Genomic DNA, 25,541 nt, shown 5'->3' on the forward strand with positions numbered 1-25,541 from the left:
GGTTGTGCTGTCAACCTCCCGGAGAGGCCATGAAACACAACGTCATTCTGATCCTGCTGGACGGCCTGAGTTACAGCGTGGCGCAGCATGCAATGGGGCATTTGCTGGCGTATCGAAACGCAGGCCGCGCCGCGTTGTATAAGCTCGAATGCGAACTGCCGGCGCTTTCCCGACCGTTGTACGAATGCATCCTGACGGGCGTCGCGCCCATCGACAGCGGTATCGTGCACAACCATGTTTCACGCCTGTCCAAACAGCGCAGCGTGTTTCACTATGCCACCGCAGCGGGATTGACCACGTCCGCCGCCGCGTATCACTGGGTCAGCGAGCTGTACAACCGCAGCCCGTTCATTGCCAGCCGCGACCGCCACACCGACGACGCTGACCTGCCGATCCAGCACGGTCATTTCTACTACGTCGATCACTACCCCGATTCCCACCTGTTCGACGATGCCGAGCATCTGCGAACGGCGCATCAACCGAATTTCCTGTTCATCCACCCGATGAACATCGATGACGCCGGGCACAAACACGGCCTCGATACCCCGCAATACCGCAACAGCGCGCGCTCGGCCGACATCATCCTCGCCGAATACCTGCAGCGCTGGCTGGACGCCGGGTATCAGGTACTGGTGACCGCCGACCATGGCATGAACAACGACCGCTCCCACAACGGCATCCTGCCTGAAGAGCGTGAAGTCCCGCTGTTCGTGATCGGCGATGCGTTCAGCCTCGATCCCCAGGCGTCGCCCAGACAGACCGAGATCTGCGGGACAGTCTGCGAGCTGCTCGGCGTGCCCCACGACAAACCTGTCTGCAGAGAGGTGCTCAAGTGAGCTCACAGCGTCGCGGCAAACGGCTGGGGCTCTTGTGCCTGGTGCCCTTTGCGCTTTTTTTCATCGCGTTCCAGATCGCCCCGCTCGCCTGGGTCGCCATCAACAGCCTGTATACGGACGCCGGCTGGGGGGTGGACAACTTCATCAAGGCCTTCAACTCGCGCTTCTACCGACAGGCCATGCAATACAGCCTGGAGATCAGTTTCTGGTCGAGTCTGATCGGCATCCTCATCGCCATCCTTGGCAGTTATTCGCTGCGCAAGGTGCCGTCACGGCTGCGTGACTTCGTCAGCGCCTTCGCCAACATGACCAGCAACTTTTCCGGCGTACCACTGGCGTTCGCGTTCATCATTCTGCTGGGCTTCAACGGCGCGCTGACGTTGATTCTGAAGCAGGCGGGCATCATCGATGACTTCAACCTGTATTCGAAAACCGGGCTGATCATCCTCTACACCTACTTCCAGATTCCGCTTGGCGTGCTGCTGCTTTACCCGGCGTTCGACGCGCTGCGCGAAGACTGGCGCGAATCGGCTTCCCTGCTGGGCGCCAGCACTTGGGATTTCTGGCGGCACATTGGCATTCCGGTGCTGACGCCGGCCCTGCTCGGCACCTTCGTGATCCTGCTGGCCAACGCCCTCGGCGCCTACGCCACGGTCTACGCGCTGACCACCGGCAACTTCAACGTTCTGCCCATCCGCATCGCGGCCATGGTTGCGGGCGATATCACGCTGGACCCGAACATGGCCAGCGCCCTGGCGATGATTCTGGTCGGCATGATGACCCTGGTGACCATCGTTCATCAGTGGCTGTTGAAGAGGAGCTACCATGTCTCGCGCTGAACGCGGCCCCGCCGGGCTCTACCACCGCGTGGTGGTGTACATCCTGTTTTTGATCCTGCTGGCGCCTCTGCTGGGCACCTTCGTGTACTCGATTGCGACCAGTTGGTCGGCCACGATTTTGCCCGCAGGCTTCACCTACAAATGGTACGTGGCGCTGTGGAGCGACCCGCGCTTCTTGATGGCGTTCGCTCAGTCGCTGCTGGTCTGCGTCGGTGCGCTGATCCTGTCGGTGGTGCTGATCCTGCCCCTGTTGTTCGTGGTGCATTACCACTTCCCGAAACTCGACGCGCTGATGAATATCCTGATCCTGCTGCCCTTTGCCGTGCCGCCGGTGGTGTCGTCGGTCGGCCTCTTGCAGCTCTACGGTTCCGGCCCGCTGGCGATGGTCGGCACGCCGTGGATTCTGATCGGTTGCTACTTCACCATCGCCCTGCCCTTCATGTACCGGGCGATCACCAACAACCTGCAGGCGATCAACCTGGTCGATCTGATGGACGCCGCTCAATTGCTCGGCGCCAGTACCTTTCAAGCGGCGTTTCTGGTGGTGCTGCCTAACCTGCGCAAAGGCCTGATGATCGCCCTGCTGCTGTCGTTCTCCTTCCTGTTCGGTGAGTTCGTGTTCGCCAACCTGCTGGTCGGTACGCGCTACGAAACGCTGCAGGTCTACCTGAACAACATGCGCAACAGCAGCGGACACTTCAACAGCGCGCTGGTGATTTCCTACTTCCTCTTCGTGTTGGTGCTGACCTGGGCGGCCAATCGACTCAACAAGGACAAAGACTGATATGAGCTTCGTCAGTGTCGAAAACCTGCAAAAGAACTACGGCAGCACAGCGGTCTTCAGCGACATCAACTGCGTGATCAACAAGGGCGAGTTCGTGACCCTGCTCGGCCCGTCCGGCTGCGGTAAGTCCACCCTCCTGCGTTGCATCGCCGGGCTGACCTCGGTCACCAGCGGGCGGATCTTTCTCGACGGCAAGGACCTGGTGCCGGTGTCGCCGCAGAAGCGCGGCATCGGCATGGTGTTCCAGAGTTACGCGCTGTTCCCCAACATGAATGTGGAGCAGAACGTCGCCTTCGGTTTGCGCATGCAGAAGGTCAGCGCCGACGAAACGAAACAGCGCGTCGCCGAGGTGCTGAAACTGGTGGAACTGACCGAGTTCGCCAAACGCTACCCTCACCAGATGTCGGGCGGCCAGTGCCAGCGTGTGGCGCTGGCCCGTTCACTGGTGACGCGCCCTCGCCTGTTGCTGCTCGACGAACCGCTGTCGGCCCTGGATGCACGCATTCGCAAACACCTGCGCGAACAGATCCGCGCGATCCAGCAGGAACTGGGCCTGACGACGATTTTCGTGACCCACGATCAGGAAGAAGCGCTGACCATGTCAGACCGGATTTTCCTGATGAACCAGGGCCGGATCGTGCAGAGCGGCGATGCCGAAACCCTGTACACCGCGCCGGTCGATGCGTTTGCCGCAGGCTTCATCGGTAACTACAACCTGCTCGAACCCGACGCTGCCAGTCGCCTGATGCAGCGGCCGATCAACAGCCGAGTGGCGATTCGGCCTGAAGCGATACAGCTGAGCCTGACCGGCTCGCTGGAAGGCGAAGTGCGCAGCCACAGCCTGCTGGGCAATGTGATCCGTTATCGTGTCGAAGCGCGAGGTGTGGAACTGGTGGTCGATGTGCTCAACCGTTCGGCCAACGACTTGCACCCGAACGGCCAGCGCGTCACCCTGAGCATTGAAGATTCGGCGCTGTGTGAAGTGGCTTGAATCCAGCGCCTACCTGTAGGAGCGCGCTTGCCCGCGATTGCGGTTTGGCAGGTTCATCTTCATCACCCAAGGATTGCAATCGCGGGCAAGCGCGCTCCTACAGGGGTTGCGTGCGTATCACGAGAGAGGACAGCGGTAATGGCACTAGCAATATTCGATCTGGACGAAACCCTGATTCATGGCGACTGCGCCAGCCTGTGGAGCGAGCAGATGGGCCGTCTGGGCTGGGTCGATCCAGAGTCCTTCATCAAGAAAGACCATGAGTTGATGGAGGCCTACGGCAAGGGCGATCTGGCGATGGAAGACTATATGGCGTTCAGCCTCGAACCCATGATCGGTCGCACGCCTGAAGAAGTGGATTTTCTGGTGGGCCCTTGGGTCGAGGACTTCATCGAACCGATCATTTTCAGCGACGCCACCAAAGCCATCGCCGAACACCGCGCCGCCGGTGACCGCATCCTGATCATCTCGGCCTCCGGTGTTCACCTGGTCAAACCCATTGCCGAGCGCATCGGCGTCGATGAAGTGCTCGCCATCGACCTGGACATCGCCCACGGCGTGTACAGCGGCAAGACCCAAGGCGTGCTGACCTACCGCGAAGGCAAGATCACCCGCTTGATGGAGTGGCTGGATCAGGAAGGCGAAAACCTCGAAGGCGCCAGTTTCTACTCAGACTCACGCAACGACCTGCCGCTGTTGCAGAAGGTCGATTTCCCCCACGTGGTGAACCCCGATCCGGTGCTGCGGGAGGCTGCGCTGAGCGCCGGCTGGCCGATTCACAGCTGGACGTGAGTCAAAAAACAAAAGCCCCTCACGAGTGAGGGGCTTTTGAGGGTGGCGCTGACGCTAGTTACCAGCTGTAGCGCACACCGAGATTGGCACCCAGCGGCTGCTCGATGTTCTCGCCATTGGCATAGTCGAAATCCGCATGCATCTGCAGGTTCTGCGAGAACGCCACGGCAACCCCAGCGCCCAGCTCGGCTCGCGATCCCGAGAGGTCGTTATTGAAGGTGTTGTCGTTGACCGCCACCCGGTTGCTCTTGGCGAACTCGTGAGCACCTGCCACCTTGACGTAAGGCTGCAAGACACTCCCGTTATCCAGCGCGAAATTGCGCCCTACCGTCACACCGGCCTTGCCCAGCAATGAGCGAGAGCGATCACCGTCGGCCTGCATGTCGTTATCGAGGGTGAAGCTCTTGCCCTGAATGACCACAGCGGACAGTTGGGTGAAAGGCTCAACGAAGTAGCCGTCGTCCAGTTTGATATGGCGTCCGAACTCCAGCGAACCGCCGGCGCCCGAGTTATCGTAATCGCCCTTGGCGCGGGTACCGTCGCTCATGCTGACCTTGGCATCGTTGCGAAAGCGGTTGAATTTGAGTACGCCATCAAAGTAGTAGCCACTGTCTTGATCAAGCCAGGTGGTGTACACACCCGCGTAGTAGCTTTTGACAGAACCGGACGTGCCGCGACTGAGATCAAGACTGGAATTGCTCTGGCCCGCCAGCACCCCCACCAGCCACTGACCGTCACCGACCGGCAACGGCGCATCCGCGCCCAGTGAGAAGCCATATTGGGTCTGTTTGTAGCCCAGACCAGATGACTGACTCACGTCATACTTGTTGCCGTATGTGCGCATCCAGACGCCTGTGTCGCCCTTGTTGAGCCGCAGCTCGCCCATCCGGCTGCGCAACGAGGTGAGCTCACCGTACCAGACCGTTGGCGCCGTATTGAACAAGGCCAGTGCAGAGGCCGTCCCGGGGCTGATGGTTTTGCTGGCCGGGTCCAGAAACCAGTCAGTTCCGCCCGAACCATTGCTGACCGACGCCAGATCATATGAAAACGTCCCCACGTCCACCGCTCGCCCACCGGCCAGTGCGAAGGTGGCATCGCCCGCGGCGGTCTGGACGACCGTCAATTGCTGCGGTGAAACCGGATCGACGCCCGAGCCAGCAATCAACAAGGTATGGCTGCCCGTTGCGGTGCCGGTCACGTTCAGCGTGTCGTGCTGATTGGTGGCGTAATCGACGTCCATGATGAACGTGCCGTTACCGGAAAGGTTCGCCACGTTCAGTTGATAGAACTGATCGGCGCCTCCGAACTTGACGGCACCACCACTCATCGCCAGGGAACCGACGGTGTTTGACGCCACCATGTTCCAGGTGGATTGATCGCCAATGGCGACGTTGTCGACATTGATCAGATTACCGGTGAACGTTGCCTGATTTTGCAGGGCCAATGCGCCCTGGCTCGTGCCATCGACCACGATGTCGCCGGTCAGGGAGCCCTGATTGACGGCCAGATTGGCGGTGCTGTCATTGGTGATCTGAACATCGCCGACGATGGCGCTGTTCTCAATCCGAACATTGGCGATGCCCGAATCAGTCACTTCCAGTGCATTGCCATTGCCGCCCGTCAGTGTGGTGCCGTTGAGCAGATTGAGGTTGACCTCCACCGGCTCTCCCCTGCCATCCAGAAGAATCGCCGCACCGCTTTGCCCCTCGACATGAGTACCGTCCAGGTTCGTCGTACCGACGCGTGTGGTGGTCCCGGTGCCGCGAAACACGATGCCGTTGAGGCCACCGCTGATGGTGCTATTGCGCAGGGTCATGTCTGACCCGAACGCGCGTACGCCATAACTGGTTGCACCTGTTCCTGTGACCTGAGTGCCCTCCATGTCCAGGGTGCTCTGCTCTGAGAGCGTGATCCCGACCAGACCGCCGCTGACAGTCCCGCCGATGATGCTGAAGCGACTGCCAATATTAGTGGTGCCGTCCTGAGCCCCACTGATTCCGATACTGTTGGCATTACTGACGTTGGTGTTGGTCAGCGCAACAGAGCTGCCGGTTATCGCCATACCAAACGTCTGACCAGGAACAGCGCTGACGTTTGAATCGCTGATGGTGACCACAGAGCCCTCATCCGCAATGATCGCTTGCGTGCTGCTGCCCGGGTTGATGGTGACGGTGACGGGTCCATTTATAGCGTTGATGGCCTGCGTCTGAGCCCCGTTGACGGTCAAGCTCGAGCCTGAACCCAGGGACCAGCTGTCAACGGCATCGCCCGGGCTGACCACGGCTGAATCCCCAGGATTCACATTCGCCGCGTGGGCGGCGCTGACGCACAGGGCCAGGGACAGAAAACTAGAAGGTTTAAAAATCCTTGATACACAGACAAGTGATCCACTCATCGCAACGCTCCATGGCATTAAAGGAAAATCCCACGGAACTGCTGACATCGCCGAAGGAAAGGGGCGTGAAGACTACTCACGTCCGGCGCGCTGCTCTGTAGGACGTGTCCTATAATTTTGAGCGTAGCTTCCTGCAATCACGGAGCCGTACCGTTCGTCCGAGTCGTTCGGCACGCGTACTTTAGAAAAGGAAGGCCGCCCGAGGGCGGCCTTCATCCGGCTGCGTATCGCCGTTAACTGCGGGTTTATCTCGAACGCAATGACACCGCAGCCGCGCTACGGGTTAACCGGGCAATAGCCCGACGCATCCCACGACGATGCTCGAATGAGCACCTCTCCCGAGAGTGGAGGGGTCGTATCTGAGACATAGGTCAACCGAACCGCACCGCTGATTTCGACAGGCTCAATGTAGTCTTTGAAAGGTCCCACGGTAAAAGTGAAGCCGTCGGCAACTTCACTCGGTGTAACCGTTTTTGACCACATCTGCGGAGTGCCTGATTCGTCGTCAGGCGTTCCCTCACGCTCCGTGTAGCACTGCCAGGTAAAACTCAGTGTTTCCCCGCCTTTCAAATGGGGGCTGTTGCCGGGAATGAAGACGGTCACCTCTTGATCGGGCCCTTTGTAGGAATAACAGTTGAGTATGGAGTCACCATTGCTGGCGGTGCCTGCGTCGGGAAACTCCGGTTCAGCCAGTTGCACGGTCACCGCCGCCGACACATCCACCAGGGTGGGTTCGCACATTTCCTTGTTACCCTCACCCGACTCCAGATCCACTGTGTAGAAGACTGGCAACGGCGCGGCACTGGGCTGTGCCGCGATGTCGGCCCAGGCCACGGTGAACTCGTATTCCTGATTCTCCGAACCCAAGGGCGGGCTATACCGTGCCACGGATTTATCAGTCGAGTTCCAATACAGCTTCATCCGTTCACCGGGGCCGATCGGGTCGTACAGTTTGACCGATACCGTGGCATCCAGGCCCACATCAGCCGCCGTCAACACGTTGTCCGGCGAGCTCCCGCTCCCACCCTTCACCGTCACCGGTGGCAGTTGCTTGTTGATGGGGTCGGGCCGGTCCGGATTGACAGGACCAGGTACAAAAAGGTTCACGTTGATCGTTTCAGGAGGGGCGTCGAACGTCCTGCTGCCGCGCTGAACGACATAAGACACGGTGGTTGCCTGATCGCCTGTCAGATCGCCGTAGTCTGCTGCAATAAGGCTGTAGGGAACCTCGACCACGATAGGGTCGCCAGGTGTAGGGCCCAACGTATGGTTGATAGGTTGCGCGCCGCCCCATGTCAGAATCACGGTGTCTTTGGGCTGCCAGTTGTCATAACGTTTGATGTGCACCGGGACCGAAAGCGCCAGCAATACCGGGGGCTGGATCGACCGTATATCCTCCAGGTCCAGCAACCCGTCACTCGCCAAGGGCACCACCGGCTTGTCCAGCCCCGTGGGCAGCGGTTTGATCAATAGACTTGTTTCGGTGAGTTGAGAATCAGGGCCATCATTACCGGCCTTGTCGACCAACTGGTATTTGAAGTCGATCTTGCCATCGGTCAGCCCGTTAAATGCCTCCTTGGGAATCAAAACCTGATCGCTCGTCAACTCGTCGTTATATACATAATTGACCGGCTGCTCTTCGAGCGTGTACGCATAAACCCAGATACGATCTCCCTTCTGCGTGTCGGAATAAGAAGGGATCATCACCTTCAATCCGCCGTTGGTTTGAAGGTAGTCATCAGTAATACCTTCAGTTCCGACGCTCGCGTCAACAAACGTCAAAGCTCTGGGTTTTAAATTGGCGTTGGGTGGCGTTTTATCGATGATGAATTGCGCCTCCGACGATGTGCCGCCTACACCACTATCGGTCACCACCCGATAACGCAGCAGAAAGGTGCCTTCCTCCTTGAAGATGGCTTTATTCAAAACAATGTCGATAGGAAACTCGCTTGGGTCCTTGCCACCCGCAATTTTTTGTTCGTCAAAGAGTTCCCACCTGTCAGTCGATGCCAGGCACCAATCGAAGTACAACGTATCGAAATCACCTGGGCGGGTCGCATAACCATCCCACAGGGCAATTTTCACCGTCATATCCTCTTCCTGCAGAGCTCGCGGCACCAGCCCGGCAAACTCAGGCTCACCCGGCCACCAATCAGGCAGTGTCGGTGCCACCAGCTCGGCCAACGCGCCAGCCTTTCTCAGGTGGCCGGCCTTCCTGACGTATTTCGCGACGGCCCTTGCAATGCTGTTCCTTTTCGAGACATTCGTATTCATGCTCAAACGCTCCTTGATATGGGTCACGACGAGGTGATCCGACCAACTGAACACCTTTGATCCGCAACGCTGGCTGGCAGGTCATCGCCAACCCCTGAAAAGGGCTGACCCCAACCTGACGGGCGGGCAGGTGCTCATTGAGCGTCGAATTACCGAACGTGCCTACTATCAGAACTGATAGGCAGAGCAGACTGTGAACCCACGGGACTGCGGGCTACGAGAAGGGGGAGGACAAGAAAACAAGGATGTTTCACAGGCCTGCGTCACTGACCGGTCTACTTGGTCATGACGCAGGCTGCCCAACGATTAGCTCAGCGCCGGATCGATCACCAACACCACTTTGCCCGATACCTGATTGGTCGCCAGTTCGGCGTACGCCTCTTCGGCCTCGCCGATCGGGAAACTGCGGGCCAGTTGCGGCTTGAGCCGACCTTCCGTGAACAGCGGCCAGACGTGCTGACCCAGGTCGCTAAGCAGGTCGGCCTTGAACTGATCGTCACGGCTGCGCAGGGTCGAGCCCAGGATCTGGATGCGCTTGCCCAGCACTTGCGCGAAATCCAGTTCGGCCTTGCGCCCGCCCATCAACCCGATCAACACCAGGCGTCCGTCAGTGCCGAGCACTTTCAAATTGAGCGCGGCGTAATTGGCGCCCACCGGGTCGAGAATCACATTGAACGGTGCGAAATCGTTCAAGCCGTCCAGACTTTCACCGCGAATCACGCCGCCCTGCGCGCCGAGCGCTTCGCAGTACGCCAGTCGCTCAGCCGAACCGACACTGACCCAACAAGGGTTGCCAAACGCCTTGCACAGCTGAATGGCGGCTGAACCAACCCCACTTGCTCCTGCGTGCAGCAACACTTTTTCGCCGGGCTTGAGACCGGCCAACTGAAAAAGATTTAGCCAGGCCGTTGCATAGACTTCCGGAATGCCAGCGGCTTCATGCAACGACATACCCGCTGGTACGGGTAAAACATGCCGTGCGTCGACGACCACTTCTTCGGCCATCGCACCGCCCGCAACCAGCGCACAGACGCGGTCTCCGACCTTCCATGACGTGCCGGACCCCACTTCAGCGATCACACCGGAACACTCCATTCCAAGGATTTCCGTGACGCCCGGCGGTGGCGGATAAAGCCCCGCGCGTTGCAGCAGATCGGCGCGATTAAGCCCCGCCGCAGCGACCTTGATGCGAACTTGCCCCACATCGAGCGTCGGTGATGGCTGTTCAACCCATTCCACGTGACCTTCAACGCCTTGCAATGCTTTCACGGTGCCTCCATAGTGAGTCTTGACTGAGCCAGCGCGCTTCGATGCGACCTGGCTTTCTTGCATTATGCGACCGGCGCCCATGGGAACCGGCGATCTTTAAGACGGCCTAATATGCGTTATCAATTGTCCCCGCGTCGAATCAGCATGAAGCAATTATTGCCCAGCACCACCCTTGCATTACTCATTGGCCTGGCCGCTTTGCCGATGTCAGCCAGCTCATTTGCAGCCAACAGCTGGGACAACCTTCAGCCTGATCGCGATGAGGTCATCGCCAGCCTGAACGTCGTGGAGCTGCTTAAACGCCACCACTACAGCAAGCCGCCGCTGGACGACAAGCGCTCGGAAATCATCTATCAGAGCTATCTGAAACTGCTGGACCCTGCTCGCAGCTATTTCCTGGCCAGTGACATCGCTGAGTTCGACAAATGGCGTTTTCAGTTCGACGACTTCCTCAAGAGCGGCGACCTGAACCCGGGATTCACTATCTACAAGCGCTACCTGGACCGCATCAAGTCGCGTCTGGATTTCGCGCTGGCCCAATTGAGTAAAGGCGTCGACAAGATCGACCTGAACACGCAGGAAACCCTGCTGGTTGATCGCAAGGACGCCCCTTGGCCAAAGAACGAAGCCGAACTGGATGACCTGTGGCGCAAGCGCGTCAAGGACGAGGTTCTGCGCCTGAAGATCGCGGGCAAAGACCCGGCGAAGATTCAGGAAACCCTGACCAAGCGCTACAAGAACCAGCTGGCGCGTCTGGGTCAGACCCGCAGCGAGGACATCTTCCAGGCGTACCTGAACACCTTCGCGATGTCCTACGATCCGCACACCAACTACCTGTCACCTGACAGCGCGGAAAACTTCGACATCAACATGAGCTTGTCGCTGGAAGGCATCGGTGCCGTCCTGCAAAGCGACAACGACAACGTCAAGATCGTCCGTCTGGTTCCGGCCGGCCCTGCCGCCAAGACCAAACAAGTGGCGACGGCTGACAAGATCATCGGCGTCGCCCAGGGCGACAAAGAGATGGTCGACGTGATCGGCTGGCGTCTGGACGAAGTGGTCAAGCTGATCCGTGGTCCGAAAGGCTCGGTGGTGCGCCTGGAAATCATCCCGGCGAGCAACGCGCCGAACGATCAGACCACCAAGATCGTGTCGATCACCCGCGAAGCCGTGAAGCTCGAAGAGCAAGCGGCCAAGAAGTCGATCCTGCACCTGAACCAGGATGGCAAGGATTACAAGCTCGGCGTGATCGAGATCCCTGCGTTCTACCTGGACTTCAAGGCCTACCGCGCGGGCGATCCTGAGTACAAGAGCACCACCCGCGACGTGAAGAAACTGCTGACCGAGTTGCAGTCGGAGAAAGTCGACGGCGTGGTCATCGACTTGCGCAACAACGGCGGTGGTTCGCTGCAGGAAGCCACCGAGCTGACCAGCCTGTTCATCGACAAAGGTCCGACCGTGCTGGTGCGTAACGCAGACGGCAAGGTCGACGTGCTGGAAGACGAGAACAGCGGCGCATTCTACAAAGGCCCGATGGCGCTGCTGGTCAACCGCTTGTCCGCCTCGGCTTCGGAGATTTTCGCCGGCGCCATGCAGGACTATCACCGCGCGCTGATCATCGGTGGCCAGACCTTCGGCAAAGGCACCGTGCAGACCATCCAGCCGCTGAACCACGGCGAACTCAAACTGACACTGGCCAAGTTCTACCGGGTTTCCGGTCAGAGCACCCAGCATCAGGGCGTTCTCCCGGACATCGCCTACCCGTCGATCATCGACACCAAGGAAATCGGCGAAAGCGCGCTGCCTGAAGCGATGACCTACGACACCATCAAGCCTGCCATCAAGCCGGCGGTGGACCCGTTCAAACCGTTCCTGGCCCAGTTGCAATCGCGTCACGACGTGCGTTCGGCCAAAGACGCCGAGTTCGTGTTCGTCGAGCAGAAGCTGGCGCTGGCCAAGAAACTGATGAGCGAAAAAACCGTCAGCCTCAACGAAGCCGAGCGTCGCTCCGAGCACGCCGACGTCGAGAGCAAGCAACTGGTGATGGAAAACACCCGTCGCAAGGCCAAGGGCGAAGAGCCGCTCAAAGAGCTGAAGAAAGAAGACGAAGACGCGCTGCCGGTGGATGACGACAAGACCAAACCGGAAGACGACGCTTACCTAGCCGAAACCGGGCGAATCCTCATCGATTACCTGGGCCTGAGTGGTTCCGTCGCAAAAAAGTAAAACCGTGATCGGCTCGTCATGAAAGATGACGAGATGGTGGCAAATCGTCATCAAACAGTCATGAATCTGTCGTGAAATACGGGGGCTCGGCGCTACAGGCGTCGAGCCCCTTTTTCTTGCCCCGAGATAGCCATGACCGTGACCGAACAGCTGAGCGCATTGAGTGCGATTCTGACTCACCGCGACTTGTCCAGTCTGTTCCAACCGATTGTGTCGCTGTCGGACCGTCGTATTCTCGGCTACGAAGCCCTGACCCGAGGTCCGTCCAACAGCGCGCTGCACTCCCCTGTCAGTCTGTTCGCCGTGGCCCGCCAGGCCGGTCGCCTGAGTGAACTGGAACTGGCCTGTCGCGAGTCCGCTTGTCGTCGCTTCGGCGAGCAGAAGCTGGAAGGCAAACTGTTCCTGAACATCTCGCCCGAATCGCTTCTGGAGCCTTCGCACCCACCGGGGCGCACGCTTCAGCTTTTACAGCGCTATGGCATTCCGCCGAGCCAAGTGGTGATCGAGCTGACCGAGCAGACGCCCACCGATGATTTTGGCCTGCTGTACAACGCGCTTTACCACTACCGCGACATGGGGTTTTCGATTGCGCTGGATGACTTGGGCGCCGGCTACTCGAGCCTGCGGCTGTGGTCCGAATTGCGTCCGGATTACGTCAAGATCGATCGGCACTTCATCGACGGTATTCATCAGGATGCCGTGAAGCGCGAATTCGTCGGCTCCATGTTGCAGATGGCCAAAGCCTCGCGGGCACTGGTCATCGCCGAGGGCATCGAGCTGCAAGAAGAGCTGGCGGTGCTGATCGACATGGGCGTCGAGCTGGTCCAGGGCTATTTGCTGTGCCGCCCGCAAGAACACCCGCCGCGCGATGCCCGTGCGCTGCTGCCCAAGATCGACCCCACGGCCGTGGTGCTGACTGAAGAAGGCAGCGACCTGAGCGCACTCCTCAACTCGGTGCCCGCGGTGCAGCAAACCACGCCGACGGCCGCGGTGCTGGAGGCCTTTCGCAAGCAGGCGAACCTTAATTCTCTGGCGGTGCTGGATGACCAACAGCACCCGATCGGCATCGTCCACCGGCACACCTTGTCGGACGTTCTCCTGCAGCCGTTCGCGACCGAGATCTACGCGCGCAAGCCCATCAGCCGACTGATGAGCGACGACTTCCTAGCGGTGGAGTTGAGCCAGTCGTTGCAACAGGTCAGCCGATTGATCACCAGCCGTGCGCGGCAACGCATCGAAGAAGATTTCATCATCATGCAGCACGGCGTGTATCTGGGGCTGGGCCGGGTGATCGACGTTCTTAAGCTGATCACCGAGCTGAAGATCCAGCAAGCCCGCTACGCCAATCCACTGACCCTGCTGCCGGGCAACGTGCCGATCCAGCAGTGCCTGACGCGCTTGCTGCAACAGGGCCGCGAGTCGATGATCTGCTACGTCGACATCGACAGCTTCAAACCCTTCAACGACATCTACGGTTACGGCCGGGGCGATGAAGTGTTGTTGTGCCTGGCGCAATGCCTGAACGACCGCATCGATCCCAGCCGCGACTTCGTCGGCCATATCGGGGGCGACGATTTCCTGATGGTGCTAGGCTCAGACGACTGGCGCAAACGTTTGAACCTGCTGCTGGAAGATTTTCAGAACCAGTGCCGACGCTTCTACCGCGCCGAGCATCTGGAAGCGGGCTGCTTCGTCGCCCTCAACCGCCAGGGTCAACGCCAGGAATTTGCGCTGCTGTCGTTGTCGGTCGGCGTGGTGCACCTGCACCCAGAGGTCTGCAGCAGCCTGGACGCCAGCCAACTGGCCGAACTCGCCTCACAGGCCAAACACCACGCCAAAGACGTAATCGGCGCCAGCGTGCATGTGATCGACACGCTGGCGGTGGAAGTGATGGCTGCGTTGAATCAGGCGATTTCGGGGAGTTGATCCCCATCGTCGCGCGGTGTCAGACACCCTATACGTTCCAGCGCCACCGCATTCGCCAGCAAGCCGGCTCCTACAGACGCAAGCGCAGGCGCGTATCGGTAAGACGGAGGCATCCAGCCCCTACAGACTGCTGCCTTATTCAAACCCAGATTGCATCCCACAAAGAGTAGTCATGAACCCGCCTGACCAGCCCCGCGCGTAACGGATTGGCAAGGATATAGCGAGCGACCGTCAGTACATCTTCTTCTCGTCTAAGAGCCCGATCATGAAAGCCTCTTTGCCAGAATTGGCCTGATCGTTTCAGGTGCGCATTGATGTTGCGGGCCGCACGGGATTTGGTTGCCAATGCCAGGGTAGAAAGGTCGCTGTGTCTAAGGTCAATTAGCCAGTGAAAATGATCCGGCATCACGACCCAGGCTAATGACTCTACCCAGCAGTCCAATTGCGCCTGACGAAATTGATGCACCAACAACCGCCCCGCTCTTAGATCATTAAAGAACGGTTCACGGTTATAAGTGACGGCGGTTATCAGATAGATCTGGCCGTTTTGAGAGTAACGACCGCTGCGAAGTTGAGCGCCATGGTAGATCTCTGTCATTCGCTTGCTCTTTGTCGGATGAGAAGACAAAAAGCGTACAGCGGCGAGTTCAAACTGGTGTTAACGATCTGCTTCAGGATGTGAATGCCCCGCCGTGCTCGCCCGATCGCGGCGGTTAAACCCATCGTGTCGGCGTATCTTCATGGTCCCTGACGCCGGATGCCTGTAGGAGCCGGCTTGCTGGCGAACGCGGTGTGTCAGCCAACATCGATGCAGCTGGACTGACACGATTTCGCAGTTACGGGCAGTGAACGACTTAAGATTTACTCCGGCTTCGCCTCTTCCGGGTACTCGAACTCGAACACGCGGACCACTTCAGAGGCATGCCACGACGCTGCGGCGACGCCGTCGGAGGGGCCTGAAAAACGCCCGAGGCGTTCGGCGCATTCGAAGAAGCCGGTGCGTGGCAGGCGGCTGGCGCCCTGGCTGATGACCAGCGAACTGCGCAACGGTTGCTCGGCGCGGGCATCGATGGCAGCGAGGTGTTCGAGGGCTGCGGTCAGGGTTTGCATAGCCGGCGTGGGGAGTTGCAGGCGTTCCAATAGCGCGCGGTAAGTCACCAGATGCCGTTGCCGACGCGCCAGATCCAGCTCGGCCAACAGCGCGTCCCAATGCTGACGGCTGATGCGCACGCTCACGGCTCACCTCGCCAGCCAGGGACGCCTAACTCCCAGGCCAGGCTTCGTAGAATAGCCGCGTCCGGCTGGCGCGTGCCGTTCTCGATCAACGCCAGGTAGGAAGGACTGATACCCACTGCGCGGGCAAGTTGCGCCAGCTCCAGTCCCTTGGCCTGACGCAGCGGGCCTAACTGATCAAAAGAGGGATAGTCGTTGGAAGCAGAAGCGGCTGAATCGACAGGCTGAGCAACGCAAGCGGGATTCTGCGACTGGACGCCGCCAGCCGCCTGCAACAACGCCTGATACTGCGCCCAAGGCAGCACCGCGTATTCCGGCTCTCCATCGCGAGAAATAACCTGAAGATCCATACCACCCCCTGTAGGACAAAAAACTGTTTCTTGTAGTCTTTTTCTTTGTATTGGCGGCATCTTAACAGTGGAAGGGCAGAACTTGCGTGCACCTGATCGACACGGCTTTCTCAGATGCGACTTTTTCCGAAGGTTTTTTGGATCAATCTTTCTTTTCTTGCTCCAGCAACCTCGGTGTTGGCGGCAACCGCTCGACCACCGCCAGTTTCTCGGGGTTCTGACGCGCGCGCCACGCGCGGAATGCATTGAGCTCGGCCTCGAGGTTTTTCATTACCCAAGCCAGAACGGCGATGTCATCGAGCATGCCCAGACCGGGTATCCAGTCGGGAATCGCATCCAGCGGACTGAGGAAATACATCAGCCCCGCGACCACCGACAAGATTGCCTTGCCACTGATGGCGCGATACTCGCCCCGCCAGTAGGCCAGACAGAGCGCCTGAAGCAGTTTCAGATCGTCCTTGAGCTTTCCTAACCGGTTGCCTTCACTGGCAGCCTTGCCCGCCACAGCGAACAACAAAGCGGGCAACCGGCCTGCCGCCATCAGCCGCTTGGCCATGGGCAGGTAACGAATGAAGTTCCAGGGTGCTTTCATATTCACTCCAGCGATATCGATAAAAATCGACCTGACGGTCAATCGCTACGGTGGGAAGACCCCTCATCCAAACAGGGAGCCTCACGCAAACAAGGTTATCCACACAAATTGTGGATAACCTTGTGAACAGACCCGCTATTCGGCGCTGGAGCGCCCGTGCCATAGGGGTTTTGCTTAAATCGCGCGTTTTTTACTCATATCACTAAACGTAAAAACCGTTGACTTGGGTGGATGTCGAGGCTACCGAGCCTTGCTTTAAGACTCTGCGTATCGACAAAAAATCTCGACATTTGCCCGGTCCGCCAACGGTATTGGGACTCTAGCCACCCTGCCCGGTTCGATTTCTTTTCGACAAAAATGAAAATGCCCCGTCTAGACGGGGCATTTCGTACAAGCGGCAATCGAGGTGTCGATTACTTCTTGGCTGCAGGCTTCGCAGGTTCTGGAGCCGGTGCAGCGTCTTCTTCCTCGTCCGCGCCGGCAGCGCCGCCAGCGGCGTCGTTACCTGCAGCAGCCGGGTCCTTGATACCCAGCAGTTCCAGATCGAATACCAGCACCGAGTTGGCCGGAATCATTGGACTTGGGCTTTGCGCGCCGTAAGCCAGTTCGCTAGGAATGTAGAGCTTGATCTTCTCGCCGACGTGCATCAGTTGCAGGCCTTCGACCCAACCCGGGATCACACCGCTGACCGGCAGATCGATCGGGCTACCGCGCTCAACCGAGCTGTCGAACACTTTGCCGTCAGTCAGCTTGCCTTCGTAGTGAACGGTCACGACGTCAGTAGGCTTGGGTACCGGACCGTCAGCCTTCTTGATGATTTCGTATTGCAGGCCGGAAGCGGTGGTCGTGACTTCCTTGCGCTTGCCGTTTTCTTCGAGGAATTTCTTGCCGGCAGCTGCCGACTCTTCGCTCATTTTGGCCATGCGCTCTTCAGCACGCTTCTGCAGCTCGCCGAAGGCTGCGACCAGCTCTTCGTCTTTGAGCTTCTGCTCTTTCTTGCCGACGGCGTCTTCGATACCCAGCGCTACGGCTTTGGAATCCAGATCGTCCATGCCCTCTTGAGCCAGGCTTTTGCCCATGTTCAAGCCGATGCCGTAAGAGGCTTTTTGTGCCGGGGTTTTCAGCTCTACTGTGCTGGCTTGCTTATCGCAGCCCGCGAGTACCAGACCGACCAGGGCAATCGCCGCTGCCAACCGATGCTGTTTCATCCTGTTTCCTTGTTCATGCGCCAATAGGGCAAACGAGTAAAGCCGCGAGCTTATCAGGCCGCCGCGATCAATGGCTACCGGCATGAGAGGGGGAAAAGGCAGATAAGTTCAGGTAACCAAAGGTTTTCTTGTTCCATCGAGAAAACCGTTCAGTTTTGGTTCAGGCCACTGTCAGAAAAAAGCATTTCGGGCGCAGGAATCGTCCGGCGGCGGTAAACGCAGGAGATGCCGTCACGGTTCACTATTTCGCAATAAAGCACTTTTCAGCCGCGCATTTATGCCCTCTTCGCGCATGGACAAGCCAGTACATTAAGTGAGCATGGTCCCGCAGAGCGACCGATAACAAAACCTCCAGCTCGCTTATGAAATCTGCCAACCATCCGGAGTCTTCACATGAATAAAACGCGTAGCAAAGTTTTCAGACTGGCGAGCCTGGCGCTGCTGATCGGTGGCACTTCTCAGGCGTTTGCCGAAGACATCACATTCGTGTCCCAGGGTGGCGCCTATCAAGAAGCCCAGAGCAAGGCGATCCTGGAACCCGCGGCAAAACGACTGGGGCTGACGCTCAAGCAAGACAGCTCGCCCAAGGCATACCCTGTCATCAAGACTCAGGTTGAAAGCGGCAAGGTCACGTGGGATGTGGTGGACCTGCCCACCGGTGACTGCATTCGCGGTGAGGCCGAAGGTCTGTTCGAAAAACTCGACCCGAGCCTGATCCCAAATGCCGCACAGTTGCCCGCCAATCTGAAAGATGACTACAGCGTCGGCTACATCAGCTATTCCACCGTGCTTGCCTATCGCACCGATGCGTTCAAAGGCAAGGAAGCGCCCAAGACCTGGGCCGATTTCTGGGATACGAAAAAATACCCCGGCCAACGCTCGCTGCGTAACCTGCCTCGCCCTACGCTGGAGATAGCGCTGATGGCCGACGGCGTGCCCGCCGATAAACTCTATCCGCTGGACGTCGACCGGGCCTTCCGCAAGCTTGAGCAAATCAAACCGGACATCGCGACCTGGTGGACCTCGGGTGGCCAGTCCGCACAACTGATCAGCGACGGCGAAGTGGACATGATCCAGGCCTGGAACGGTCGCATCAGTGCGGTACAGGCCGCAGGCGCCCCGGTGGCGTTCGATTACAACCAGGGCGTACTGGAAACCAACTCGCTGTGCGTGCTCAAGGGCACCCCGCACAAGGCGGCTGCGATGAAATTCGTCAATGAAGCCATCGACGCAAAGCTACAGGCCGCGCTGCCGATGATCATCGATTACGGTCCGCTGAATCCGGAAGCTTTCAAGACCGGCGTGATACCGGCCGAGCGTGAAGCCAAGCTGCCGTCGGCTCCGGAAAACCTGTCGCGCCAGGCGCTGCTTTCCGCCCAATGGTGGGCGTCGGATGCGGGCGTCAAAGCCGAAGAGCGCTGGTTGTCCTTCGTTCAGAAAAAGTAATGGGAGGACCTATGTCCAATGCATATCTCGCCAAATCCCTGCCTGACTCCAGCGATCCGCTTGCGCCGCCGTTGACCAGTGAACACGCGCTGGCACGTGAGGAGCGCAAGGAAAACACCTCGATGCTGTTGCTGCTCACGCCGGCGCTGGTGATGGTGGTGGTTCTGCTGATCATGCCGCTGTGCTGGCTGGCGTTTCAGTCCGTTCAGACCGAAGAGGGATTTTCCCTGGCCAACTACGCCAGGATTTTTCAGGAGACGATCTACTGGGACACGTTTGCGCTGACCTTCAAGATCAGTTTCATGGTCACGATTCTGTCCATCTTCATGGGCTTTCCCATTGCCTACGCGGCGTCGCGACTTCATGGCTTCTGGGCCAATCTGGTGCTGATCTGCGTGATCCTGCCGTTCTGGACCAGCGTGCTGGTGCGCTCTTACGCCTGGCTGGTGCTGCTGCAGCGTCGCGGCCTGGTCAACCAGACACTGATCGACCTGGGCATCATCGATCAGCCGCTCAACCTGATGCACAACACCACCGGCACCGTGATCGGCACGTTGCATGTGATGCTGCCTTTCATGGTCCTGCCGCTGTATTCGGTCATGAAGAAGATTCCGCAAGACCTGATGCAGGCCTCGGAGAGTCTGGGCGCCAAACCCTTCTATACCTTCCGCAGGGTGTTTTTGCCGATGGCCGCCCCGGGGATCATGGCGGGTTCCATTCTGGTGTTCGTGATCTGCCTGGGCTTTTTCATCACCCCTGAACTGCTGGGCGGTGGCCGCACGATCCTGGTGTCGATGCTGGTGCAACGCAACGTCGAGCTTTACCACGCCTGGGGCGCGGCCAGCGCAGTCGGCCTGGTGCTGCTGTTCGTGGTGTTCCTGATCTTCTGGGGCATCAACCGCTTCATCCCCATCGAACGCATTCTGGGAGCGCGCTAAATGAACCTGCTTGCCAACCTGCGTCACCTCAAAGTCTCGCACCTGCTGTTCACGGTGGTGGTGGCCGCGATCCTGTTGTACCTGATCATCCCCGTGCTGATCGTCGTCCCGATGTCGTTTTCCGAAGCGCGCTTCTTGCAGTTCCCGCCCAAGCAGTGGTCACTCCACTGGTACGAAGCGTTCTTCAACAGTGTGGAGTGGATGTCGGCCGCACGCGTCAGTCTGATCACCGCGTTTTTCACCATGGTGATCAGCCTGCCGATCGGCATGGCCGCAGCGTACGCCATCAACAATTCGAGCCTGAAGATCGTGCGCACGCTGCAGATCATTCTGCTGCTGCCGATGATGGTCCCCATCATCCTTATCGCAGCGGGGGTGTTCTTCGTTTACGCACGCGTAGGTCTGATCAGCACCATGACCGGGCTGGTGCTGGCGCACATCATGCTGGCGCTGCCTTACGTGATCATTGCGCTGCTGGCGGGGTTGCGTAACTTCGACATGTCTCAGGAAATGGTTGCCCGCAGCCTGGGCATGAACCGCTTTCGGGCGTTCCTGGCCGTGACCCTGCCGCAGATCAAACCGAGCGTGGTCTCGGCCACGCTGTTTGCCTTCATCACCTCCCTGGATGAGACCGTGGTGGCCCTGTTCATCTCCGGCGGCGACAACCAGACCCTGACCAAGCGCATGTTCACGGCCCTGCGCGACGAGATCGACCCGACCATCGCGGCCATCAGTTCGATCCTGATCCTGGCGTCGTTGATCCTGGTGGTGATTGCCGGGCGCAACAAGCAGGGTTGAGACCCTCGCAACGGTAGGAGCGCGCGTGCCCGCGATCGCGGTGTGTCAGTCAATCTTTTTTCTCGCTGACACGCCGCAATCGCGGGCACGCGCGCGCCTACAAGGGCCGTCGTGTTTCGGCCCCAGCACAGCCTGCCGTCAATTCTCGCAATTCAGCATCAATCACCCGCCCAACCCTTGATCTCGGCATCGGCCACTGGGCGAGCGTTTTTACAATGAAGCCATCGTTCGCACCCTCAAGGCCCCCGATCATGTTGAAAAGCCAACTGCGTGACCCTTCCCTGCTTGTCGAGCGCGCCTATGCCAACGGCGCCTGGATCGAGGCCGATGACGGCGCGACCCTCGACGTGACCAACCCCGCCGACGGCAGTGTCATCGCGCGCGTTCCGGCGCTTCAGGCAAGCGAAACCCGCCGCGCCATCGAAGCCGCCGAAGCGCGATTCGCGTCATGGCGTGAAGTGCCGGCGGCAGAACGTGCGCGTTACCTGGAGACCTGGTTCGCCCTGATCATGGAAAACCAGGAAGACCTGGCACTGATCATGACCGCCGAACAGGGAAAGCCGCTGGCCGAGTCTCGCGGTGAAATCGCCTACGGCGCGAGTTTCGTCAAATGGTTCGCCGAAGAGGCCAGACGCATCTATGGCGACACCATTCCGGCGCCGGCTGCCGATCGACGCATTCTGGTGCTCAAGCAACCGATCGGTGTGGTCGCGGCGATCACGCCGTGGAACTTCCCCAACGCGATGATCACCCGCAAATGCGCGCCGGCGCTGGCAGCAGGCTGCACCGTGCTGGTCAAACCCTCGGACATGACACCGCTGTCGGCCCTCGCGCTGGCCGTCCTCGCCGAGCGCGCGGGTATCCCAGCGGGCGTGTTCAACGTACTGACCGGCATGCCCGCAGGTGTCGGCGGCGAGATGACCGCCAACCCCGCCGTGCGCAAGCTGTCGTTCACTGGCTCTACCCGCATCGGTCAACTGCTGATGAGCCAGTGCGCGGCGACCATCAAGCGTCTGAGCCTTGAGCTGGGCGGCAATGCCCCTTTCATCGTGTTCGACGATGCCGACCTGGATCTGGCCATCGCCGGTGTCATGCAGAGCAAGTTCCGCAACGCCGGACAGACCTGCGTCTGCGCCAACCGGATTCTGGTGCAGGACGGTATTTACGACCGTTTCGCCGAGCGCCTGAGCGCTGCAGTGGCCGAGTTGAAAGTGGGTGACGGCCTGGAAAGCGGCGTCACCATCGGCCCGCTGATCAACGCGGCAGCCGTCGACAAAGTGGCCCGGCACGTCAACGATGCGCTGGAAAAAGGCGCCACCCTCGCGATTGGCGGAGTCCCTCAGGGCGAAGGGCTTTACGTGCAGCCCACCGTGTTGCGCGACGCCAACGCCGACATGCTGCTGGCCACCGAAGAAACCTTCGGCCCCGTCGCGCCGTTGTTCCGCTTCAAGGACGAAAACGAGGCACTGGCCCTGGCCAACGCCACGCCTTACGGGCTCGGCGCTTACTACTTCACCCAGGACATGCGCCGCGCCTGGCGCGTCGGCGAACGCCTGGAATTCGGCATGGTCGGGTTGAACACCGGGATCATTTCAATGGAAGTCGCGCCCTTCGGTGGCATGAAGCAATCGGGCACCGGTCGCGAAGGTTCCAAGTACGGGCTGGATGAGTTCCTTGAAGTGAAGGCCTGGCACATCGGCGGGTTGGGTTAATGGATGCCCTTCTCTTAAGCACCGCATACCTGTAGGAGCGCGCTTGCCCGCGATTGCGGTGTCTCAGGCACATTTTATTCACTGACACGCTGCCATCGTCGCGATGTAACCCAGACAAGCACGCTTGGAACAAGCGTGAGATATCGGCTATGTCGGACAGCAGATCCTGTCGGTCCGACGCCCCAAAACGGCACGAACCAGGCTTGGGCCTGTGTTCAGATGACTAGCAGACGGTACGGGTAACCCCCGGCTCTGCAGAGGAGGACGCTTAATGAATTTCACTGAAGGTTTTGAATCGGTCAGCGTGAACAAGGTGTGCAAACACTACGGCAACCTCAAGGCGCTGAACAATGTGGATCTCAAGGTGGAAGCCGGGGAATTCATGTCCTTGCTGGGGCCTTCGGGGTCCGGCAAGACCACGCTGTTGAGTATTCTCGGCGGGTTTATCCGGGTCAGCTCCGGGAGCATTTTCTTCGGTGAACGCGACGTCACCTTGATGCCGCCGCACAAGCGCGAAATCGGCGTGGTGTTTCAGAACTACGCGTTGTTCCCGCACATGACCGTCGGCGAAAACGTGGCCTTCCCGCTGCGCGCGCGTGGCGAAAGCGCGAGCAAGAGCCGGGACAGGGTCAAGAGCGCCTTGGCGACCGTTGAGCTGTCGGGCTACGAAGACCGCAATATCGCGGCGCTCTCGGGCGGCCAGCGCCAGCGCGTGGCCCTGGCCCGTGCGATCGTCTTCGAGCCCAAACTTATCCTGATGGATGAACCTCTGTCGGCACTGGACAAGCAATTGCGCGAGATCATGCAGATCGAACTGCGTGCCCTGCACAAGCGGCTGGGCGCGACCATGATCTACGTGACCCACGATCAACGCGAAGCCCTGACCATGAGCGACCGCATCGCGATCATGCGCGGCGGTGAGCTGGTGCAGGTCGATACGCCCCGTCGTCTGCACGATCATCCGGCCAACGATTTCGTGGCCAGCTTCATCGGTGAAAGCACGCTGGTGCCACTGCAACGTGGCGCCGACAACGGTCTGACGTTGGGCGCTACGGCGCTGCGCACGACTCGCCCGATACCGCCGTCAGGGGATGTCTTCCTGGCGCTGCAATCAGAAAAGCTGCTGCTGGATAACGACAGCTGCGGCCCCGAGTGGAATCGCTTGCGCGGTCGTGTTTCGGACATTGTGTTCCAGGGTGAGAGCCTGAAAGTGTTCGTGGATCTGGAAGGGGGACCGACCGTCAGCCTGCGCCAGCCGAGCCACCACGAAGGCAACCTGTCGCTGCCACCGATTGGTTCCCCGATGATGATGCGACTGCACCCGGAAGACACCATCGTGGTGCCGCGCGCCGGGGTTTGACGCTGGTCATCGTGTCTTGCTGATCGCTCCATCCCTGCGCGAGGGAGCGATCGTCCCCCCCCTCACCCGCAACAGTCACCGCAGCGAAATATTTCGTAACGCCCCCTCAAAACAGTCGATCACAGCGCTGCCCGCCCCAAGTTCAGCGCTTGTGGTTCCGGCCAATCCTTATCCTGATCACATCAACCGCCAACCTCGGCGATCACGGAGATCGAGATGAATTCTGCACTGACTGAAAACCAACGCCTGCTGGCCCTGCGCGAGCAACACGTGCCTCGCGGCATTGCCACGGCTCACCCGATCGTTGCCGCAAAAGCGCAGGGCGCCGAGTTGTGGGACGTCGATGGCAAGCGCTATCTGGATTTCGTCGGCGGTATCGGCGTACTCAACGTTGGTCATAATCATCCAAAAGTCGTTGAGGCGGTGCGCCGTCAGGTCGGGGAGATCTCCCATGCCAGTTTCCAGGTGGTTGCCTATGAGAACTACATTGAAGTCGCCGCCCGGCTGAACAAAATGATCGGCGGCGACGCGCACTACAAAAGCGTGTTGTTCACCTCGGGGGCCGAGGCGGTAGAAAATGCCGTCAAAATCGCCCGTGGCCACACCCACCGGACGGCGGTGATTTCCTTTCGCGGAGGCTTCCACGGACGCACCTTGCTCGGCGTGACGCTGACCGGCATGAGTCAACCCTACAAACAGAACTTCGGCCCCTTCCCCGCCGAGATCTACCACGCGACTTACCCGAATGCCTATCGCGGCATCAGCAGCGACGACGCCCTGGCCGAGCTCGATGAACTGTTCGCCACGGACGTCGCACCGGACCGTGTGGCCGCCATCATCATCGAGCCTGTTCAAGGCGACGGCGGTTTCCTGGCCGCTCCCAAGGCCTTCCTGCAAGCCCTGCGCGCACGCTGCACCCAACACGGCATCGTGCTGATCCTCGACGAAATCCAGGCAGGATTCGGGCGTACCGGCACGATGTTCGGCTTCCAGCATGCTGACATCCAGCCTGACCTGGTCACGGTGGCCAAGAGTCTGGCCGGCGGTATGCCGTTGTCCGGCGTGGTCGGTCGCGCAGACATCATGGATGCTCCAACGCCCGGCGGTCTGGGCGGGACCTACGGCGGCAACGCAGTGGCTTGTGCTGCGGCACTGGCCGTGCTCGACCTGTTCGAAGAGCAGGATCTGCTGGCACAAGGCGAGAAACTGGCGGCGCAACTGAAAGAAGGTTTGCAGGCCCTGCAAAAACGCTACCCGAGAATCGGCGATGTCCGTGGCCTGGGCTTCATGCAGGCCATCGAAATGGTCGCTGACGATGCGGCGCAGACCCCTGATGCCGCGCTGGCGCAAAAGGTCATCGACGAAGCCCGCCACGCCGGTCTGTTGGTGATCAAGTGCGGTGTGCACCGTAACGTCGTGCGCTTCCTCGCACCGCTGGTGACGACGCCGGAGCAGGTGACCGAGGCGCTGCAGATGCTGGAGAAGGCATTGGCTGCCGCCTGCTGAGCGAGGTGTCGGCCCGATCTGGTGACGCAGTGTCGGGCCTTGGGCTTGAAGGTTAATGGATGCGCG

Annotated in this window: 21 protein-coding genes; 13 read left to right on the top strand and 8 right to left on the bottom strand. The window is 59.6% G+C overall.

Annotated elements, in window-relative coordinates; all coding sequences use genetic code 11:
* The first annotated feature begins 29 nt into the window (after window positions 1-29).
* From BLS87_RS11275 to BLS87_RS11295, 5 genes are all read left to right on the top strand, one after another.
* The gene (locus BLS87_RS11275; protein WP_074752575.1) at window positions 30-836 is read left to right on the top strand and encodes an alkaline phosphatase family protein; all 807 of its coding nucleotides are present in this window, start codon (window positions 30-32) and stop codon (window positions 834-836) included.
* Entirely contained in the window at window positions 833-1,675 is an 843-nt protein-coding gene (locus tag BLS87_RS11280) for an ABC transporter permease (protein WP_074752576.1), read from the top strand. Before BLS87_RS11275 ends, BLS87_RS11280 begins: the two co-directional genes overlap by 4 nt.
* Entirely contained in the window at window positions 1,662-2,459 is a 798-nt protein-coding gene (locus tag BLS87_RS11285) for an ABC transporter permease (RefSeq protein WP_074752577.1), read from the top strand. Before BLS87_RS11280 ends, BLS87_RS11285 begins: the two co-directional genes overlap by 14 nt.
* A gap of 1 nt (window position 2,460) precedes the next feature.
* Window positions 2,461-3,450, top strand: a complete 990-nt coding sequence (locus tag BLS87_RS11290; protein ID WP_074752578.1) for an ABC transporter ATP-binding protein — start codon at window positions 2,461-2,463, stop codon at window positions 3,448-3,450.
* A 138-nt stretch (window positions 3,451-3,588) separates the two neighbouring features.
* Complete coding sequence (locus BLS87_RS11295; protein WP_074752579.1) at window positions 3,589-4,242, top strand: HAD family hydrolase; 654 nt, start codon at window positions 3,589-3,591, stop codon at window positions 4,240-4,242.
* Between the two features lie 58 nt (window positions 4,243-4,300).
* Here the strand turns inward: BLS87_RS11295 and BLS87_RS11300 are convergent, their stop codons facing one another.
* From BLS87_RS11300 to BLS87_RS11310, 3 genes are all read right to left on the bottom strand, one after another.
* Window positions 4,301-6,637, bottom strand: coding sequence for an autotransporter outer membrane beta-barrel domain-containing protein (locus BLS87_RS11300; RefSeq protein WP_083370663.1), 2,337 nt, complete (start codon window positions 6,635-6,637; stop codon window positions 4,301-4,303).
* Between the two features lie 276 nt (window positions 6,638-6,913).
* The gene (locus tag BLS87_RS11305) at window positions 6,914-8,911 is read right to left on the bottom strand and encodes a hypothetical protein (RefSeq protein ID WP_074752581.1); all 1,998 of its coding nucleotides are present in this window, start codon (window positions 8,909-8,911) and stop codon (window positions 6,914-6,916) included.
* A 306-nt stretch (window positions 8,912-9,217) separates the two neighbouring features.
* Window positions 9,218-10,180: a zinc-binding dehydrogenase gene (locus BLS87_RS11310; RefSeq protein ID WP_074752862.1), complete on the bottom strand. Its 963-nt coding sequence runs from the start codon at window positions 10,178-10,180 to the stop codon at window positions 9,218-9,220.
* Window positions 10,181-10,324: 144 nt separating this feature from the next.
* Here BLS87_RS11310 and BLS87_RS11315 point away from each other — a divergent pair, with 144 nt between their 5' ends.
* Together BLS87_RS11315 and BLS87_RS11320 are read left to right on the top strand one after the other, a co-directional pair.
* Entirely contained in the window at window positions 10,325-12,406 is a 2,082-nt protein-coding gene (locus BLS87_RS11315; protein WP_208605158.1) for a carboxy terminal-processing peptidase, read from the top strand.
* Between the two features lie 132 nt (window positions 12,407-12,538).
* The gene (locus tag BLS87_RS11320) at window positions 12,539-14,332 is read left to right on the top strand and encodes a bifunctional diguanylate cyclase/phosphodiesterase (RefSeq protein WP_074752583.1); all 1,794 of its coding nucleotides are present in this window, start codon (window positions 12,539-12,541) and stop codon (window positions 14,330-14,332) included.
* 139 nt (window positions 14,333-14,471) lie between these two features.
* On the opposite strand, the gene BLS87_RS11325 is transcribed toward BLS87_RS11320, so the two are convergent.
* The 5 genes from BLS87_RS11325 to bamJ form a co-directional block, all read right to left on the bottom strand.
* Window positions 14,472-14,930, bottom strand: a complete 459-nt coding sequence (locus BLS87_RS11325) for an REP-associated tyrosine transposase (protein WP_074752584.1) — start codon at window positions 14,928-14,930, stop codon at window positions 14,472-14,474.
* A 263-nt stretch (window positions 14,931-15,193) separates the two neighbouring features.
* Entirely contained in the window at window positions 15,194-15,568 is a 375-nt protein-coding gene (locus BLS87_RS11330) for a hypothetical protein (protein ID WP_074752585.1), read from the bottom strand.
* A complete protein-coding gene (locus BLS87_RS11335; RefSeq protein WP_074752586.1) occupies window positions 15,565-15,915 on the bottom strand; it encodes a helix-turn-helix domain-containing protein in 351 nt (116 codons plus the stop codon). The genes BLS87_RS11330 and BLS87_RS11335 overlap by 4 nt, the downstream gene beginning before the upstream one ends.
* 142 nt (window positions 15,916-16,057) lie before the next feature.
* The gene (locus tag BLS87_RS11340) at window positions 16,058-16,507 is read right to left on the bottom strand and encodes a YkvA family protein (RefSeq protein ID WP_074752587.1); all 450 of its coding nucleotides are present in this window, start codon (window positions 16,505-16,507) and stop codon (window positions 16,058-16,060) included.
* Window positions 16,508-16,920: 413 nt separating this feature from the next.
* On the bottom strand, window positions 16,921-17,715 hold the full coding sequence (gene bamJ / locus BLS87_RS11345) for a BamJ family beta-barrel-assembly machinery protein (protein ID WP_074752588.1): 795 nt from the start codon (window positions 17,713-17,715) through the stop codon (window positions 16,921-16,923).
* Between the two features lie 393 nt (window positions 17,716-18,108).
* On the opposite strand from bamJ, the gene BLS87_RS11350 reads away from it, so the two are divergent.
* The 6 genes from BLS87_RS11350 (at window position 18,109) to gabT (ending at window position 25,475) form a co-directional block, all read left to right on the top strand.
* Window positions 18,109-19,161, top strand: coding sequence for an ABC transporter substrate-binding protein (locus BLS87_RS11350; RefSeq protein ID WP_074752589.1), 1,053 nt, complete (start codon window positions 18,109-18,111; stop codon window positions 19,159-19,161).
* Between the two features lie 11 nt (window positions 19,162-19,172).
* The gene (locus BLS87_RS11355; RefSeq protein WP_074752590.1) at window positions 19,173-20,099 is read left to right on the top strand and encodes an ABC transporter permease; all 927 of its coding nucleotides are present in this window, start codon (window positions 19,173-19,175) and stop codon (window positions 20,097-20,099) included.
* Complete coding sequence (locus BLS87_RS11360) at window positions 20,100-20,897, top strand: ABC transporter permease (protein ID WP_074752591.1); 798 nt, start codon at window positions 20,100-20,102, stop codon at window positions 20,895-20,897.
* Between the two features lie 251 nt (window positions 20,898-21,148).
* Complete coding sequence (locus BLS87_RS11365) at window positions 21,149-22,609, top strand: NAD-dependent succinate-semialdehyde dehydrogenase (protein WP_074752592.1); 1,461 nt, start codon at window positions 21,149-21,151, stop codon at window positions 22,607-22,609.
* A 271-nt stretch (window positions 22,610-22,880) separates the two neighbouring features.
* Entirely contained in the window at window positions 22,881-23,969 is a 1,089-nt protein-coding gene (locus BLS87_RS11370) for an ABC transporter ATP-binding protein (protein ID WP_074752593.1), read from the top strand.
* Between the two features lie 216 nt (window positions 23,970-24,185).
* Entirely contained in the window at window positions 24,186-25,475 is a 1,290-nt protein-coding gene (gene gabT, locus BLS87_RS11375) for a 4-aminobutyrate--2-oxoglutarate transaminase (protein WP_074752594.1), read from the top strand.
* Window positions 25,476-25,541: the final 66 nt, after the last annotated feature.

Source organism: Pseudomonas abietaniphila (assembly GCF_900100795.1).
GTDB classification, from domain to species: Bacteria; Pseudomonadota; Gammaproteobacteria; order Pseudomonadales; family Pseudomonadaceae; genus Aquipseudomonas; species Aquipseudomonas abietaniphila.